Here is a 15,733-nt window from a genome sequence, read left to right on the forward strand (position 1 = left end):
GGGCGGACCACCGCCCGCCCCGCACGGCCCGCGGCTGGCGCTACGCCTCGCGGGCGCCCTCGTACATCTCCTCGATCAGGTGCTTGAACTCACGCTCGACCACCGGACGCTTCAGCTTCAGGCTGGGGGTGAGGTCGCCGTGCTCGACGTCGAGGTCGCGCGGCAGGATCCGGAACTTCTTGACCGTCTGCCACCGCTGGAGGCCCTCGTTCAGGGTCTGGACGTAGGTCTCGATCAGCCGTTCGGTCTCCGGCGCCGCCAGGACCTCCTGGTACGTCCGGCCCTCCAGGCCGTTCTCGGCCGCCCAGCCCAGGATGGACGGCTCGTCGAGCGCGATCAGCGCCGAGCAGAAGTTCCGGTCGGCGCCGTGCACGACGATGGTCGACACGTACGGGCAGATCGCCTTGAACCGGCCCTCGATCTCCGCGGGGGCGACGTACTTGCCGCCCGAGGTCTTGATCAGGTCCTTCTTGCGGTCGGTGATGCGCAGGTAGCCGTCGGGCGAGAGCTCGCCGATGTCGCCGGTGTGCAGCCAGCCGTCGGACTCCAGGACCTCGGCGGTCTTGTCGGGCTGCCCGTGGTAGCCCTGCATGATGCCGGGGCCGCGCAGCAGGACCTCGCCGTCGTCGGCGATGCGGACCTCGGTGCCGGGGAGCGGCTTGCCGACCGTGCCGGTGCGGTAGGCCTCGCCGGGGTTGACGAAGGAGGCCGCGCTGGATTCCGTCAGGCCGTAGCCCTCGAGGATGTGGATGCCCGCGCCGGAGAAGAAGAAGCCGATGTCGGGGGCCAGGGCGGAGGCGCCGGAGACGGCGGCGCGCAGCTTGCCGCCGAAGGCGTCGCGGAGCTTGGAGTAGACGAGCACGTCGGCGATCTTGTGCTTGGTGGTGAGGCCGAAGGGGGCGGTCGCCCGCCCGGTGCGGCGGTAGTTGTCCTGCGTGACCTTGGCGTACTCGCGGGCGACGCCGGCGGACCACTGGAAGATCTTGTACTTGGCGCCGCCCGCGGCCCGGGCCTTGGCGGCCACGCCGTTGTAGACCTTCTCGAAGATGCGCGGGACGGCGGCCATGTACGTCGGCTGCACGACCGGCAGGTTTTCGATGATCTTGTCGATGCGGCCGTCGACGGCCGTCACGTGGCCGGCCTCGATCTGGCCGGAGGTCAGCACCTTGCCGAAGACGTGGGCCAGCGGCAGCCAGAGGTACTGGACGTCCTCCTTGCCGATCAGGCCGGTGGCGACCATGGCCTTGGCCAGGTAGGCCCAGTTGTCGTGCAGCAGCCGTACGCCCTTGGGGCGGCCGGTGGTGCCGGAGGTGTAGATGAGGGTGGCGAGCTGCTGCGAGGTGATGGACGCGATGCGCTCGTCGACGGCCTCGGGGTGCTTGGCGAGGTACTCCCCGCCTCTGGCCTCCAGGTCGGCCAGGGAGAGCACCCAGCCCTCCGGGTCGCCCTCGGCGGCGACCGCGTCCTCGGCCTCCAGGACCACGACGTGGCGCAGTCCCGGCAGGTCGGCGCGGCGCTCGCGTGCCTTCGCCAGCTGCTTCGCGTCCTCGGCGATGAGCACCCGGCTCTCGGAGTCGGCGAGGATGAACGCCGACTCGTCCGCGTTGGTGCTGGGGTAGATCGTGGTGACCGCGCCGCCGGCGCACATCACGCCGAGGTCGGAGAGGATCCACTCGACCCGGGTGTTGGAGGCGAGGGCGACGCGCTGTTCCGTTTCGAGGCCGAGGGAGATCAGTCCGGCCGCGATGGCGAAGACACGCTCGGCGGCCTGGCTCCAGCTCAGCGACTTCCAGTCGTCCGGGGCGCCCTGGCCGCCGGCCGAGGGCACCGGATACCGGTAGGCCTCGTCGTTGGGCGTCGCTGCGACGCGCTCGCGGAAGAGCACCGCCACCGTGGGCGGGCGGTTCTCGAGATAGGTCTGTGTGTCGCTCACGACATCCTCCGGACCGATCCACGCGGCAGCGTGGGCGTGGGGCGCTGGGGGCGCTTGGGACTGGCGGGTTTGCAGCCGTTGACTTCTTGAACTGGCGAGTAACCGTCGAGCAGTGATCAGACTAGAGCGCGTCCGGCGTGCGCGTAAGAGCCAGTGAGCGGCCGGTTCATAACGAAACAGGCCCCCGCGCCGATGCGCGGGGGCCTGCGTACGCCGGGTGACGGAGGGGTGGCTACTTCTTCTTGCTGCCGGACTCGTCACTGGAGAGGACGGCGATGAAGGCCTCCTGCGGGACCTCCACGGAGCCGACCATCTTCATGCGCTTCTTGCCTTCCTTCTGCTTCTCCAGCAGCTTCCGCTTACGGGAGATGTCACCGCCGTAGCACTTGGCGAGGACGTCCTTGCGGATGGCGCGGATGGTCTCGCGGGCGATGACGCGGGAGCCGATCGCGGCCTGGACCGGCACCTCGAAGGCCTGCCGCGGGATCAGCTCGCGCAGCTTGGCGACGAGGCGCACGCCGTAGGCGTAGGCGGCGTCCTTGTGGCAGACGGCGGAGAAGGCGTCGACCTTGTCGCCGTGCAGCAGGATGTCGACCTTGACCAGGCTGGAGGCCTGCTCGCCGGTGGGCTCGTAGTCGAGGGAGGCGTAGCCGCGCGTCTTGGACTTCAGCTGGTCGAAGAAGTCGAAGACGATCTCGGCGAGCGGGAGGGTGTAGCGGATCTCGACGCGGTCCTCGGAGAGGTAGTCCATGCCGAGGAGGGTGCCGCGGCGCTGCTGGCACAGCTCCATGATCGCGCCGATGAACTCGGTCGGGGCGAGCACGGTGGCCCGGACGACCGGCTCGAAGACGTCCTTGATCTTGCCTTCGGGGAATTCGCTCGGGTTGGTGACGGTGACTTCCTTGCCGTCCTCCAGGACCACCCGGTAGACCACGTTCGGCGCGGTGGCGATCAGGTCGAGGCCGAACTCGCGCTCCAGGCGCTCGCGGACCACGTCCAGGTGGAGCAGGCCGAGGAAGCCGACGCGGAAGCCGAAGCCGAGCGCCGCCGAGGTCTCGGGCTCGTAGACCAGCGCGGCGTCGTTGAGCTGGAGCTTGTCCAGGGCCTCGCGCAGGTCCGGGTAGTCGGAGCCGTCGAGCGGGTAGAGGCCCGAGAACACCATCGGCTTGGGGTCCTTGTAGCCGCCGAGGGCCTCGGTCGCGCCGTTGTGCAGGCTGGTGATGGTGTCACCGACCTTGGACTGACGCACGTCCTTCACGCCGGTGATGATGTAGCCCACCTCGCCGACGCCGATGCCGTCGGCCGGGGTCATCTCCGGGGAGGAGACGCCGATCTCCAGCAGCTCGTGGGTGGCGCCGGTGGACATCATCTTGATGCGCTCGCGCTTGTTGAGCTGGCCGTCGACCACACGGACGTACGTGACGACACCGCGGTAGGAGTCGTAGACCGAGTCGAAGATCATCGCGCGGGCGGGGGCGTCCTTGACGCCGACCGGGGCCGGGACGGTGGCGACGACCTTGTCCAGCAGGGCGTCGACGCCCATGCCGGTCTTGGCCGAGACGCGCAGCACGTCGTCGGGGTCGCAGCCGACCAGGTTCGCGAGTTCCTCGGCGAACTTCTCCGGCTGGGCCGCCGGCAGGTCGATCTTGTTGAGGACCGGGACGATCGCGAGGTCGTTCTCCATCGCCAGGTACAGGTTGGCGAGGGTCTGCGCCTCGATGCCCTGGGCGGCGTCCACCAGCAGGATCGTGCCCTCGCACGCGGCGAGGGAGCGCGAGACCTCGTAGGTGAAGTCGACGTGCCCGGGGGTGTCGATCATGTTGAGGATGTGGGTGCTGCCCTGGCCCTCGCCCGTCGTGGGCGCCCAGGGCAGTCGCACCGCCTGGGACTTGATCGTGATGCCGCGCTCACGCTCGATGTCCATGCGGTCGAGGTACTGGGCGCGCATCTGCCGCTGGTCGACGACACCGGTGAGCTGGAGCATCCGGTCGGCAAGGGTCGACTTGCCGTGGTCGATGTGCGCGATGATGCAGAAGTTGCGGATCAGCGCCGGGTCGGTACGGCTCGGCTCGGGCACGTGGCTGGGGATCGCGGGCACGCAGTGTCCTGATTCTCGGGTCGCAGTCGGAAGCGTTTTCGCAGCGTCGGTCGCAGCGGACAGTCCGGCCCCGGTCGCCCTCGGCGGCGCGATGTCGGTCCATACGCAGGCTCCCATGGTCCCATGGACGGGGCAGTGCGCTCGGTTTGGGCCGCCGGGAGCGTGCCTGGTATCCTGGGCAGCTGTGTCTCGTGTGCCCTCTCAGCCGTCGGGACACAATCCGAAGATCAACCTCTGAACCTGAAAAGGCTCTTTCGTGGCGAACATCAAGTCCCAGATCAAGCGGAACAAGACCAACGAGAAGGCTCGCCTTCGCAACAAGTCGGTCAAGTCCGAGCTGCGCACCTTCATCCGCAAGGCCAACGAGGCCATCCTCGCCGGCGACGCGGAGAAGGCCACCGCTGCGGCCCGTCTGGCTTCCAAGAAGCTCGACAAGGCCGTCTCGAAGGGTGTCATCCACAAGAACGCCGCCGCCAACAAGAAGTCGGCGCTGGCCTCCAAGGTTGCCGCCATCTGAGTTCCGCACTCGATGTGAACGCCGGAAGGGACCCAGCGGGCCCTCTCTCCCGCTCCTGACCGGCACCCCGCTCCGCACACGAAGCGTTCGCCACGCGGGTGCGGCGCACAAGCAGTGACCGAAGGCCCCGGTCGCCGTCCTTCCCCAGGACGACGACCGGGGCCTTCGCGTTGCCGGGATCAACGGTGCACCGCCGGGATCAGCGGCGCCGGGGGCGGAATCAGCGGCGCTGCGGGCGGGCCGCGCGGGCCACCGCGACGACCGCCTTCTCCAGCACGTACTCGGGATCGTCACCACCGCCCTTGACGCCCGCGTCGGCGGCGGCCACGGCGCGCAGCGCGTCCGCGACGCCGTCCGCCGACCAGCCCCGCATCTGCTGGCGGACCCGGTCGATCTTCCACGGCGGCATGCCGAGGTCGCGGGCGAGGTCCCCGGGCCGGGCCCCGCGCGGGGCCGAGGCGAGTTTCCCGATGGCGCGGACCGCCTGCGCGAGCGCGCTGGTGATCAGGACCGGAGCCACCCCGGTGGCCAGGGACCAGCGCAGGGCCTCCAGGGCCTCGGCCGCGCGCCCCTCGACCGCCCGGTCGGCGACCGTGAAGCTGGAGGCCTCGGCGCGACCCGTGTAGTAGCGGCCGACGACGGCCTCGTCGATGGTTCCCTCGACGTCCGCGCACAGCTGGGCCGCGGCGCTCGCCAGCTCCCGCAGGTCGCTGCCGATCGCGTCCACCAGCGTCTGGCACGCCTCCGGGGTGGCCGACCGGCCCAGCGTGCGGAATTCGCCGCGTACGAACGCGAGCCGGTCCGCCGCCTTCGTCATCTTCGGGCAGGCGATCTCCCGGGCGCCCGCCTTGCGCGCCGCGTCCAGCAGGCCCTTGCCCTTGACGCCGCCCGCGTGGAGGAGGACCAGCGCGATCTCCTCGTAGGGTGCGGCGAGGTAGGCCTTGACCTCCTTGACCGTGTCGGCGGACAGGTCCTGGGCGTTGCGCACGACCAGGACCTTGCGCTCGGAGAAGAGCGAGGGGCTCGCCAGCTCGGCCAGCGTGCCGGGCTGGAGCTGGTCGGAGGTGAGGTCGCGGACGTCGGTGTCGGCGTCGGCGGCACGGGCGGCCGCCACCACCTCCCGCACGGCGCGGTCGAGCAGCAGCTCCTCCTGCCCCACCGCAAGGGTGATCTGGGCGAGGGGATCGTCGGTGGGGTTCTTCCTGGTGGCCATCGCCTCCAGCATCCCACGCCGCACCGACAGCCCCCCGCGCCCCGGCCCCCTCCACCGGGTGTTCGACAATGGCCGGGTGAACGTGCGACATGTACTCGTCCTGCCCGACCGCGACGCCGCCGAGGAGGTGGCTCAGGAGGCCGTCGACCGCTTCGGCCTGCCGGAGGAGCCGCAGTTGGTCCGCGACGCGCTGGCCGGCGAGGACGACGCCGAGGACGCCCAGTGGCTGGTCGTCGTCGAGGATCCGCGGGAACGGCTCGACGCCACCGCTCTGGACGACCTCGCCGCCGAGTACGAAGGCTGGCTGGAGGCCCCCTGAGCCCCGTCCGGGGTCAGGCCTTGTGCACGATCTGGACGTCCAGCGTGACGTCCACGCTCGAACCGATCGCCGCGATCCCGTGCGCCAGCATCGACTGCCAGTTGAGGGTGAAGTCCTCGCGGTGCAGCTCGGCGGTGGCCCGGCAGGCCGCCCGTACCTCGCCCTCCATGCCGGTCCCCAGACCCAGGTACTGGGTGTCCAGGGTCACCGACCGGCTCACCCCGTGGAGGGTGAGGGCGCCGGCGACGGCCCAGCGGCTGCCGCTGCGGTGGATGAACCGTTCGCTGTAGAACTCCACCGTGGGGTGGCGGGCCGCGTCCAGGAAGTCGCCCGACCTCAGGTGGTCGTCGCGCAGCCGCACCCCGGTGTCGATGCTCGCCGCATCGATGATCACGTGCATGGAGGAGTCCTCCATGCGGTCGGCTATCCGCACCGCCCCGGCGAACGTGTTGAACCGTCCGTTGATCCGGGCCAGGCCGATGTGCCGGGCCGTGAAACCGATGGACGAGTGCGTCGGGTCGAGCTCCCAGTGGCCGGGCTGCGGCAGGATCGGCGGCTCCACCGCGTCGAGGACGATCTCCCCCGTGCCGGGCTGCGCCGGGTCTCCCACGAGCGTGACCCCGTGGAACGGCGTGTACCCCTCGGCGGTGACGGAGAGCCGGTACTCCCCTTCCGCCACGGCGGCCGTGAAGCCGCCGAACGGGTCGGTCTCGCCGCTGACGATCCGGCGGCCGATGGGATCCGTCACCTCGAACGAGGCCTGCCGAATGGGCCGGTGGACCGTGTCGAGGACGCGGCAGCTGAGCAGACGCGCCGTCGGCGGCAGCTTCAGTGTCGCGGATGTCTGCGGGCTGGAACTTCCGGCCGACTCCATCCCCCGTCGGCGACCGAACATGACGTGTGCACCCCCGTGCTGTGTGGACTTGGACCGTTCTGGCGAAGACGCATTCGATCATGCTGTCGGGTTGTGGGCAAACAGAACACTCGCGCCCGGTATGCCCGCGTCGATCACGCCGTCTCCTGGCTGGAAACGCACGCAGTCGAACGCCGGTTCCGCTGACGGCGATCGAGCCGTCGGTGTCGGTGCGGAGCACCGTCGCCCCCACGGCCCGCAGGCGGGCGAGCGTACCGGGCGCGGGATGCCCGTACCGGTTTTTTGTACCGACGGGAACAATCGCGAGCCGCGGCCGGACCCGCTCGTGCAGCCCGGGGTCCTGGTGCGCGGAGCCGTGGTGGGCGACCTTGAGGACGTCGACCGGGCCCAGCTGCGGATGCTCCCTCAGGAGGGCCTGCTGCGCGACCGGTTCGAGGTCGCCGAGCAGCAGCAGGGTCAGCCCCGCCCCGCGCACCAGCAGGACGACACTCGCGTCGTTGGGCCCTTCGAAGGGCGACCCGGCCGACGGCGGCCACAGCACCTGCCATTCGAACGGGCCGGCCCGGCGCCGCTCCCCCTGCACGGCCGGCACGACCGGCACGCCTGCGGCGGCCGCGGTCCGGCGGACGAACTCGGCCCGCCCTTGGGGCTCTTCCAGCACGGTGGCCTGGATCATCCCCACGGAGCGGCCCCGCAGGACGCCCTGCAGGCCTCCCACGTGGTCGGCGTGGAAGTGCGTCAGCAGCAGCATCGGCACCCGCCGCACACCCAGCTCGCGCAGGCAGTCGTCCACCGGCCCGGGCTCCGCGCCGGCGTCCACCACCACTGCCTCCCCCGGCGCGACGGCGAGGACGGCCGCGTCCCCCTGCCCCACGGCGCACTGGACGTAGCTCCAGTCGGGCGGCGGCCAGCCGGTGAGCGTACGGGTGAGCTGCGGCGGCCGCAGTACCGCGAGGAGCAGCAGCACCGCCAGCGCGGAGCACAGCCACCGCCGCCGCCCCCACCGGGCGCCGAGGGCGACGGCCGCCAGGGTCGCGGCGGCCAGCAGCAGACCGCCGGTGAGCCCGCCCGGCCAGGACACCTCCGCGCCGGGGAGCCCCGCCCCGGCCCGCGCGACGCCCGCGATCCATCCCGCGGGCACCCCGGCGCACCGGGCCAGCAGCTCCGCGGCGGTCGTCGAGAGCGGGGCCGCCGCCAGCGCGGCGAATCCGAGGACGGTCGCCGGACCGGCAGCCAGCTCGGCCAGCAGGTTGCACGGCACCGCCACCAGGCTGACCCGGGCGGCGAGCACGGCGACGACGGGCGCGCACACCGCCTGGGCGGCAGCGGCGGCGGCCACCGCCTCGGCGAGCCGGGGGCCCGTCCCCCGCCGCCGCAGAGCGGCGCTCCACCGGGGAGCGAGGGTCAGCAGCGCCCCGGTGGCCAGGACCGAGAGCAGGAAGCCGTAACTGCGGGCCAGCCACGGGTCGTAGAGGACGAGCAGCAGCACCGCGGCACCGAGGGCGGGAATGAGGGATCTGCGCCGGCCGGTGGCGATGGCCAGCAGGGTGACCGCCCCGCACGCCGCCGCCCGCAGCACGCTCGGCTCCGGCCGGCACACCACCACGAACGCCAGCGTCAGCGCCGCCCCGCACAGGGCGGTCGTCCGCAGCGAGAGTCCCAGCCGTGGTGCCAGCCCGCGCCGCTCGGCCTGCTGCGCGCGTCCCGGGGGCCCGATGAGCAGGAACAGCACCACGGTCAGGTTCGAGCCGGAGACGGCCAGCAGGTGGAGCAGATCGGTGGCCCTGAACGCCTCGTGCAGGTCGGGCGGGACCCTGGAGGTGTCCCCGACGACCAGTCCCGGCAGCAGTGCCCGCGCATCCGGGGGGAGCCCCTCGCTGGCGTCGCGCAGCCCGGCCCGCAGCCGCCCCGCCAGCCGCTGAGCGGCGTCCGGGCCGCCGGTCACCGCGGGGGGCGTGTCACCGGCCGGGCGGAGCAGCGCCACGGCCCGCTCACCGTCCCGCGCCGGCGCCAGCCGGGCGACCACCTGCACTCGGGTGGAGGGCAGGAGCCGGGACCATCCGGCGTGCCCGGCCAGCACCCGCACCGGGGTCTCGACCCGGGTGCTCGCCCCGTCGGGCCCGGTCACCCGGGTCACCACCGCGTCCAGCACCACCACCGGCGGCCCGCTCCCGCTCCGTGCGGTCCCGGGATCGGAGCCGACCGTCAGCTCCGCGAGGACCCGCGCGTGCTCACGCGCCAGCCCGGCGACCGGCCCGGCCCGCGCCTCGGCCAGCTGGAGCCCCGCGACGCCCGCTCCGGCGGCCGCGGACAGCAGGGCGGCCGCCATGGCCGGGGCGACCCTCCACAGCGCCCCCGGACGCCTTCCCTGGGCCAGCATCAGCAGTCCTGCGACGGCCACCGCCCCGCAGACACCGAGAGCGGTCCGCCCGGCGGGCGCACCGAGGGCGAGGGCGGCAGCCGCCCAGGCGGCCGCCGCCGGCGCCGCGAGCCGCAGATCCGCCGGGCGGGCCTCCTCCGCGCGGTTCACGGCCGTACCAGCTTGCGCAGGTCGGCGAAGCGCCGCTCACCGATGCCGTTGACCTGGCGGAGCTCCTCCACGGAGCGGAAGCCGCCGCGAGCGGTGCGGAAGTCGACGATGTGCTGGGCCAGGACCGGCCCCACCCCCGGCAGACCGTCCAACTGCTCGACGGTGGCCGAGCCCAGGCTGAGCGGCCCGGCGGCCGGCCCGCCCGGGGTCCCGCCCGGCGGCGGCTGCGCCGTCACACCCACCAGCACCTGCTCGCCGTCCACCAGAACGCGGGCGCGGTTCAGCCCGGTGGTGTCCGTGCCCGGACGCACTCCCCCGGCGGCGGCCAGCGCGTCCTCGACCCGCGAACCGGCCGGCAGCCGCCGCACTCCCGGATCCCTGACCTTGCCGCCGACATCGACGACGATCCGCGCGGGCCCTGCCCCGCCCCCTTCCGGGGCAGGCGTCCCGGCCGAGGCCGCGGCCCCCGCCGGCACCACCGCCGGGGCGACCGGCGCCGGTGCGGTCACCCCCTGCGGCCGAGCCGACCAGAACTGGTGCCCGGCGAAGCCCACGGCCGCGACCAGTACCACCCCGACCGCGGCCACCGTGCGCGGCTCCACCGCGCAGCGCGCCTGCAGCCACACCGGCAGCCGCTCCCGCACCGCCAGCCTCCGCGCGGCGGCGGCCGGCAGGACCTCGGCGGCGCCGTCGGGCGGCGGTGCCGGAGGATCCTCTCCGTCCGACGGCGACCGCAACGGCGACGGCGACGCTGCTGCCTGCGGCGGCCCCGGCGGCAATGCCGCTGCCTGCGGCGGGCTGGCGCCGCCGAGCAGTGCTTCGGCCCTCCGCCGCACCAGGTCCGGCCCCGGGTCCGGCCCCGGGTCGGGATGCGGGCGCAGGTGCGGGCGGGGACGGGCGGGCGTGCCGCGGAGGCCGTGGCGGCGTCGGCCGCGGCGGGCGCCGAGCCGCAGGCGGCTGTCGGAGAGAGGGGATCGGCCCGGGCCGCTGGTGGCGCCCGACGGATACGGGGTACGCGTTCGAAGAGTCATGCCACGACCGTAGGGGCAGATCCCGACCGCCGTTCGGAGCCTTCAATTCCGGTGGATGACAGCCTCGTTGTGGATAACCGGGCCACTCGTTCCGGTGATCAGCGGGGCGAGACGACCGCCGCCAGCAGGCCCGGTCCGGTGTGCGCGCCGATCACCGCGCCTACTTCGCTGACGTGCAGCTCGACCAGGCCGGGGATCCGCTCGCGGAGCCGCTCGGCGAGCTTCTCGGCGCGCTCCGGTGCCGCCAGGTGATGCACCGCCACGTCCACGTCGGCGGAGCCGGCGCGCTCGACGGCCAGCTCCTCCAGGCGGGCGATGGCCTTGGAGGCCGTACGCACCTTCTCCAGCATCTCGATGCGCCCGCCGTCCAGGGTCAGCAGCGGCTTGACCGCCAGGGCCGAGCCGAGCAGGGCCTGCGCGGCCCCGATCCGGCCGCCGCGGCGCAGGTAGTCCAGGGTGTCGACGTAGAAGTACGCGGCCATGTCCGCCGCCCGCTTCTCGGCGGCCGCCACGGCCTCGTCCACGGAGCCGCCCGCTTCGGCGGCCTCGGCCGCGGCGAGCGCGCAGAATCCGAGGGCCATCGCGACCATGCCGGTGTCCACGACGCGTACGGGCACGGGCGCGGTCCTGGCGGCCACCACGGCGGCGTCGTAGGTCCCGGAGAACTCGGCGGAGAGGTGCAGGCTGACGATGCCGGTCGCGCCGGCGTCCGCGGCCGCCTGATAGGCCCGTACGAACTCCTCCGGGCTGGGGCGGGAGGTGGTGACCGAGCGGCGCTTCTGCAGGGCGAGGGCCAGGCTGCGCGCCGAGATCTCGGTGCCTTCTTCGAGCGCCTCGCCTCCGACCACCACGGTGAGCGGTACGGAGGTGATTCCGTGCCGCGCCATGGCCGGTCGGGGCAGGTAGGCCGTGGAATCGGTGACGATGGCGACATGGCGGGACATGAGGCGGAGGTTACCGCTCGTGGCCGCCGGACGGCAGCCGGGCCCCCTCGTCGGGCGAGGTCGGGGCGTGCCCGGCCGCCCCCTGTCTACCGGTGGGCAGAGCCTACGGAGCGTGTGCCGGACGGTTGACGTCGGGCCCCTTCGGGATCCCGCCGCACCCCTTCCCGAGGTCCGGGCCCCGCCGGAGCCGACGCTCCAGGATCACCGTCCGAACCTCGGGCGTGCGTTCCCGGCCCCGTCGCGGCGCCCGGCCCGGCCCCGCTCCCGCGGGCCCGGCGTTAGGCGAGACGGGTCAGCGGAGGCGGTTCAGCGGCGCCGGGTCAGCCGGCGCTTTCCGGGCGGGGGGCCTTCTGCCACGGATACTGCATCGTCGGCGTCGGCGGGTTCAGGGCCGCCGGCGGGGGTGCGGGGGTCGGCTTCGGCGCCGGCGCGGCCTGGCTCGCGTCCCATTCGGCTGCGGCGGCCGCCAGGTCGTCCACCGGTTCGCGGGACCAGTCGCGCAGCGCGCCCGACTCCATCTCGATCTGCTCCGACAGCAGGGAGATCTCGTCCTCGGCGAAGCGCCGGGCCCGGTCGCGGGCGGCCCACCGCAGCGAGTCCGCCGCCTGGATGATCTGGCCGGCGCGCTCCCGCAGGTCCGGCAGGAGCGCGGCGGTGCGCTGCTTGTCGGGCTCCTGCTCCAGCCGCTTCAGCTCCCCGTCGAGTTCGTGCCCGTGGGCGCTCAGCCGCTCGAACAGCGCGAGGGACTCCCGCAGCGAGGCATCCTCGCGGGCCCCCTCGGCCAGCGCCTGCTGGGTGGCGCGCATCGACGTGCGCAGATCCAGCCGCAGCTGGGCCAGCGCGCCCGCCACTCCGACCTGCCCGAAGCTCTTGGCGCGCAGCGTGGTGTCCTCCACGCTGCGCCGCGCCTGGGCGACGGTGCGCTCCACACCCCGCTTGGCCGCACCCACCGCCTTGACCGTGAGGTACGCGCCGAGCCCGACCACGGCCAGCAACATCAGCGCGAAGATGATCAACGCGGCCTCCATGACGGCCCCTTTCCCCAGGCGTCGGCTCTTCCCCTCCACGGTAAACGCCACGGGCAGGCCAGGGGTTCCATTCGAACCCCCAACCTGCCCGTACGGGATCCCCCCTATAGCGGGGTGGCGCACCTTCCGGCGGCTCAGATCACGATGTTGACCAGCTTCGGCGCGCGCACGATCACCTTGCGGATCTCCGCGCCGCCCAGCGCCGCCACGACAGCGGCGTCGGTCATGGCCAGCTGCTCCAGCTCGGCGTCCGTGATCGTCGGCGGCACCTCCAGCCGCGCCTTGACCTTGCCCTTGACCTGCACGACGCACGTCACGCTCTCGTCCACGACGTACGCCGGGTCCGCGACCGGGAAGTCCTGGTGGACCACGGAGTCGCTGTGGCCCAGCCGGTGCCACAGCTCCTCCGCGATGTGCGGGGCCAGCGGGGCGACCAGCAGCACCAGCCGCTCGGCGACCGAGCGCTCCAGCGGGCGGCCCGCCTTCGTCAGCGCGTTGTTCAGCTCTGTGATCTTGGCGATGGCGGTGTTGAACCGCAGCCCCGCCATGTCCGAGCCGGCGCCGTCGATGGCCTTGTGCAGCGCGCGCAGGGTGTCCTCGGCGGGCTCCCCGTCCACGACGGTGACCGCGCCGGTCTCCTCGTCCACGATGTTGCGCCACAGGCGCTGCAGCAGCCGGTACTGGCCGACCACCGCGCGGGTGTCCCACGGACGGGAGACGTCCAGCGGGCCCATCGCCATCTCGTACAGGCGCAGCGTGTCGGCGCCGTACTCCTCGCAGATCTCGTCCGGCGTGACGGCGTTCTTCAGGGACTTGCCCATCTTGCCGTGCTCGCGCTTGACCTGCTTGCCCTCGTAGAAGTAGGCGCCGTCGCGCTCCTCGACGTCGGCCGCCGGGACGTACACGCCCCGCTCGTCGGTGTAGGCGTACGCCTGGATCATGCCCTGGTTGAACAGCTTGTGGAACGGTTCGACCGACGACACGTGGCCCAGGTCGAACAGCACCTTCGACCAGAAGCGGGCGTACAGCAGGTGCAGCACCGCGTGCTCGGCGCCGCCCACGTACAGGTCGACTCCGCCGTGCGGTGCGCCCTCGCGGGGGCCCATCCAGTACTGCTCGATCTCCGGGTCGACCAGCGCGGAGGAGTTGTGCGGGTCCAGGTAGCGCAGCTCGTACCAGCAGGAACCGGCCCAGTTGGGCATGGTGTTGGTCTCGCGCCGGTAGGACTTCACGCCGTCGCCCAGGTCCAGCTCGACGTTGACCCAGTCGGCCCTGCGCGACAGCGGGGTCTCCGGCTTGGAGTCGGCGTCGTCCGGCTCGAAGGTGCGCGGCGAGTAGTCCTCGACCTCCGGCAGCTCCAGCGGCAGCATCGACTCCGGCAGGGAGTGCGCGACACCGTCCTCGTCGTAGACGATCGGGAACGGCTCGCCCCAGTACCGCTGGCGGCTGAACAGCCAGTCGCGCAGGCGGAAGTTGACCGTCCCCTCACCGATGCCGCGTTCGGCCAGCCATTCGGTGATCGCGGCCTTCGCCTCGGCGACGCCCAGGCCGTCCAGCGAGATGCCCTCACCCGTGGAGTTGACCAGCTTCGCGTCGTACGAGGCGAAGGCGTCGTCCCACTCGGCCGGGTCGGTGCCGCGGCCGTCGGAGGGCTGGACGACGCAGCGCATCGGCAGCTCGAAGGCGCGCGCGAACTCGAAGTCCCGGCTGTCGTGGGCCGGAACGGCCATGATCGCGCCGGTGCCGTAGCCCATGAGGACGTAGTCGGCGATGAAGACGGGGACCTTGTCGCCGCTGACCGGGTTGATCGCGTACTCGCCGGTGAAGACGCCGGTCTTGTCCTTGGCCTCGGCCTGGCGCTCGACGTCCGACTTCGAGGCGGCCTGCTTGCGGTAGGCGGTGACGGCCTCGGCCGGCGTGGCGTGCCCGCCCGTCCACACGGCGTGGGTGCCCTCGGGCCAGGCGGCCGGGATGAACTTCTCCACCAGCGGGTGCTCGGGCGCCAGCACCATGTAGGTGGCGCCGAAGAGGGTGTCCGGGCGGGTCGTGAAGACGGTGACGGCCTCGTCGCCCAGCGCGAAGTCGACGCGCGCGCCCTCGCTGCGGCCGATCCAGTTGCGCTGCTGCAGCTTGATGGCCTCGGGCCAGTCCAGCGCGTCCAGGTCGTCCAGCAGCCGGTCGGCGTACGCGGTGATCCGCATGTTCCACTGGCTCAGCCTGGACTTGAAGACCGGGAAGTTGCCGCGCTCGGATCGGCCGTCGGCGGTGACCTCCTCGTTGGCCAGTACGGTGCCCAGCCCGGGGCACCAGTTGACGGGCGCGTCGGAGGAGTACGCGAGCCGGAAGCCGTTCAGCACGTCGGCCCGCTCGGCCGCGGTCAGCTCGGCCCAGGCGCGGCCGCCCGGGACCTCACGGGAGCCGTCCTCGAAGGCGGCGACCAGCTCGGCGATCGGCCGGGCCTTGTTCGCGGCGGCGTCGTACCAGGAGTTGTAGATCTGCAGGAAGATCCACTGGGTCCACTTGTAGTAGTCCGGGTCGATCGTCGCGAACGAGCGGCGCCTGTCGTGGCCCAGGCCCAGCCGGCGCAGCTGGAGCTTCATGTTCTCGATGTTCGCCTCGGTCGACACGCGCGGGTGCGTGCCGGTCTGCACGGCGTACTGCTCGGCCGGCAGGCCGAAGGCGTCGAATCCCAGGGTGTGCAGGACGTTGTGGCCGGTCATCCGCTGGTGGCGGGCGTAGACGTCGGTGGCGATGTACCCGAGCGGGTGACCGACGTGCAGGCCCGCACCGGACGGGTACGGGAACATGTCCATGATGAACTTCTTGGGCCTGGCGACGACCGCCGGGTCCCCGGCCAGGTCACCGGTCGGGTTCGGGGCCTCGTACGTGCCCTGCGCGTCCCATACGTCCTGCCAGCGTGCCTCGATGTCGGCGGCCATGGCAGCCGTGTAACGGTGCGCCTCGGCCGCCTCGGGGGCCGGGGTGTTCGTCTCGCTCATGATTTCTGAAGCTCCATCGATCGTCTCTGCCGTCTCTGCCTGCCCAAACGAAAAAACCCCTCGCACAGGAGGGGACGCCGCGCCGAGGCCGACCGTATCGAGGGTCGGTGCTGTTCAGCGCGGCTCGGTAAGCAGGAGGCGTACGGCACGCATGGCGTCAGGGTACCGCAGCGGCCCCCGCCGACGCTCGGCCGTTCCACCCGGTGGCACAACGAGAAGCGGGCCACCCGATCCGGGTGGCCCGCTT

The 15,733-nt window shown here is 72.6% G+C and carries 10 protein-coding genes and 1 pseudogene; 2 read left to right on the forward strand and 9 right to left on the reverse strand.

The window, feature by feature from the left end; translation table 11 throughout:
* Window positions 1-40: 40 nt before the first annotated feature.
* Complete coding sequence (locus AVW11_RS33030; RefSeq protein ID WP_076046873.1) at window positions 41-1,933, reverse strand: AMP-dependent synthetase/ligase; 1,893 nt, start codon at window positions 1,931-1,933, stop codon at window positions 41-43.
* 232 nt (window positions 1,934-2,165) lie between these two features.
* Window positions 2,166-4,031, reverse strand: a complete 1,866-nt coding sequence (gene lepA / locus AVW11_RS33035; RefSeq protein WP_030840876.1) for a translation elongation factor 4 — start codon at window positions 4,029-4,031, stop codon at window positions 2,166-2,168.
* Window positions 4,032-4,287: 256 nt separating this feature from the next.
* Here lepA and rpsT point away from each other — a divergent pair, with 256 nt between their 5' ends.
* Window positions 4,288-4,548 (forward strand): 30S ribosomal protein S20, encoded by a 261-nt coding sequence (gene rpsT / locus AVW11_RS33040; RefSeq protein ID WP_030030523.1) that lies wholly within the window; start codon window positions 4,288-4,290, stop codon window positions 4,546-4,548.
* Window positions 4,549-4,768: 220 nt separating this feature from the next.
* Here the strand turns inward: rpsT and holA are convergent, their stop codons facing one another.
* Window positions 4,769-5,761, reverse strand: coding sequence for a DNA polymerase III subunit delta (holA, locus tag AVW11_RS33045; protein ID WP_206281947.1), 993 nt, complete (start codon window positions 5,759-5,761; stop codon window positions 4,769-4,771).
* 76 nt (window positions 5,762-5,837) lie between these two features.
* Between holA and AVW11_RS33050 the strand changes: the two genes are divergently transcribed.
* Window positions 5,838-6,080 carry a hypothetical protein gene (locus tag AVW11_RS33050; protein ID WP_030031475.1) on the forward strand — a complete coding sequence of 81 codons (243 nt, stop codon included), beginning with the start codon at window positions 5,838-5,840 and terminating at the stop codon, window positions 6,078-6,080.
* A 13-nt stretch (window positions 6,081-6,093) separates the two neighbouring features.
* Here the strand turns inward: AVW11_RS33050 and AVW11_RS33055 are convergent, their stop codons facing one another.
* From AVW11_RS33055 to leuS, 6 genes and pseudogenes are all read right to left on the reverse strand, one after another.
* On the reverse strand, window positions 6,094-6,975 hold the full coding sequence (locus AVW11_RS33055) for a YceI family protein (RefSeq protein WP_076046875.1): 882 nt from the start codon (window positions 6,973-6,975) through the stop codon (window positions 6,094-6,096).
* Window positions 6,976-7,111: 136 nt separating this feature from the next.
* A pseudogene (locus tag AVW11_RS36200) lies at window positions 7,112-9,334 on the reverse strand (ComEC/Rec2 family competence protein); the annotation flags it as partial.
* A gap of 146 nt (window positions 9,335-9,480) precedes the next feature.
* Complete coding sequence (locus AVW11_RS33070) at window positions 9,481-10,515, reverse strand: ComEA family DNA-binding protein (RefSeq protein WP_076046876.1); 1,035 nt, start codon at window positions 10,513-10,515, stop codon at window positions 9,481-9,483.
* Window positions 10,516-10,613: 98 nt separating this feature from the next.
* Complete coding sequence (locus tag AVW11_RS33075; RefSeq protein ID WP_060178052.1) at window positions 10,614-11,459, reverse strand: DegV family protein; 846 nt, start codon at window positions 11,457-11,459, stop codon at window positions 10,614-10,616.
* Window positions 11,460-11,779: 320 nt separating this feature from the next.
* Window positions 11,780-12,487, reverse strand: a complete 708-nt coding sequence (locus tag AVW11_RS33080; RefSeq protein ID WP_030840857.1) for a hypothetical protein — start codon at window positions 12,485-12,487, stop codon at window positions 11,780-11,782.
* A 134-nt stretch (window positions 12,488-12,621) separates the two neighbouring features.
* Window positions 12,622-15,486 carry a leucine--tRNA ligase gene (gene leuS / locus AVW11_RS33085; protein ID WP_060178051.1) on the reverse strand — a complete coding sequence of 955 codons (2,865 nt, stop codon included), beginning with the start codon at window positions 15,484-15,486 and terminating at the stop codon, window positions 12,622-12,624.
* Between the last annotated feature and the right edge of the window lie 247 nt (window positions 15,487-15,733).

It is taken from the genome of Streptomyces amritsarensis (assembly GCF_001953875.1).
Taxonomy (GTDB): Bacteria; Actinomycetota; Actinomycetes; order Streptomycetales; family Streptomycetaceae; genus Streptomyces; species Streptomyces amritsarensis.

Bases quoted from the DNA above. Each gene is read 5' to 3' on its own strand.
- AVW11_RS33075 (WP_060178052.1), bottom strand. From the start codon at position 11,459: ATGTCCCGCCATGTCGCCATCGTCACCGATTCCACGGCCTACCTGCCC.
- AVW11_RS33055 (WP_076046875.1), bottom strand. From the start codon at position 6,975: ATGTTCGGTCGCCGACGGGGGATGGAGTCGGCCGGAAGTTCCAGCCCG.
- leuS (WP_060178051.1), bottom strand. From the start codon at position 15,486: ATGAGCGAGACGAACACCCCGGCCCCCGAGGCGGCCGAGGCGCACCGT.
- AVW11_RS33080 (WP_030840857.1), bottom strand. From the start codon at position 12,487: ATGGAGGCCGCGTTGATCATCTTCGCGCTGATGTTGCTGGCCGTGGTC.
- holA (WP_206281947.1), bottom strand. From the start codon at position 5,761: ATGGCCACCAGGAAGAACCCCACCGACGATCCCCTCGCCCAGATCACC.
- AVW11_RS33070 (WP_076046876.1), bottom strand. From the start codon at position 10,515: ATGACTCTTCGAACGCGTACCCCGTATCCGTCGGGCGCCACCAGCGGC.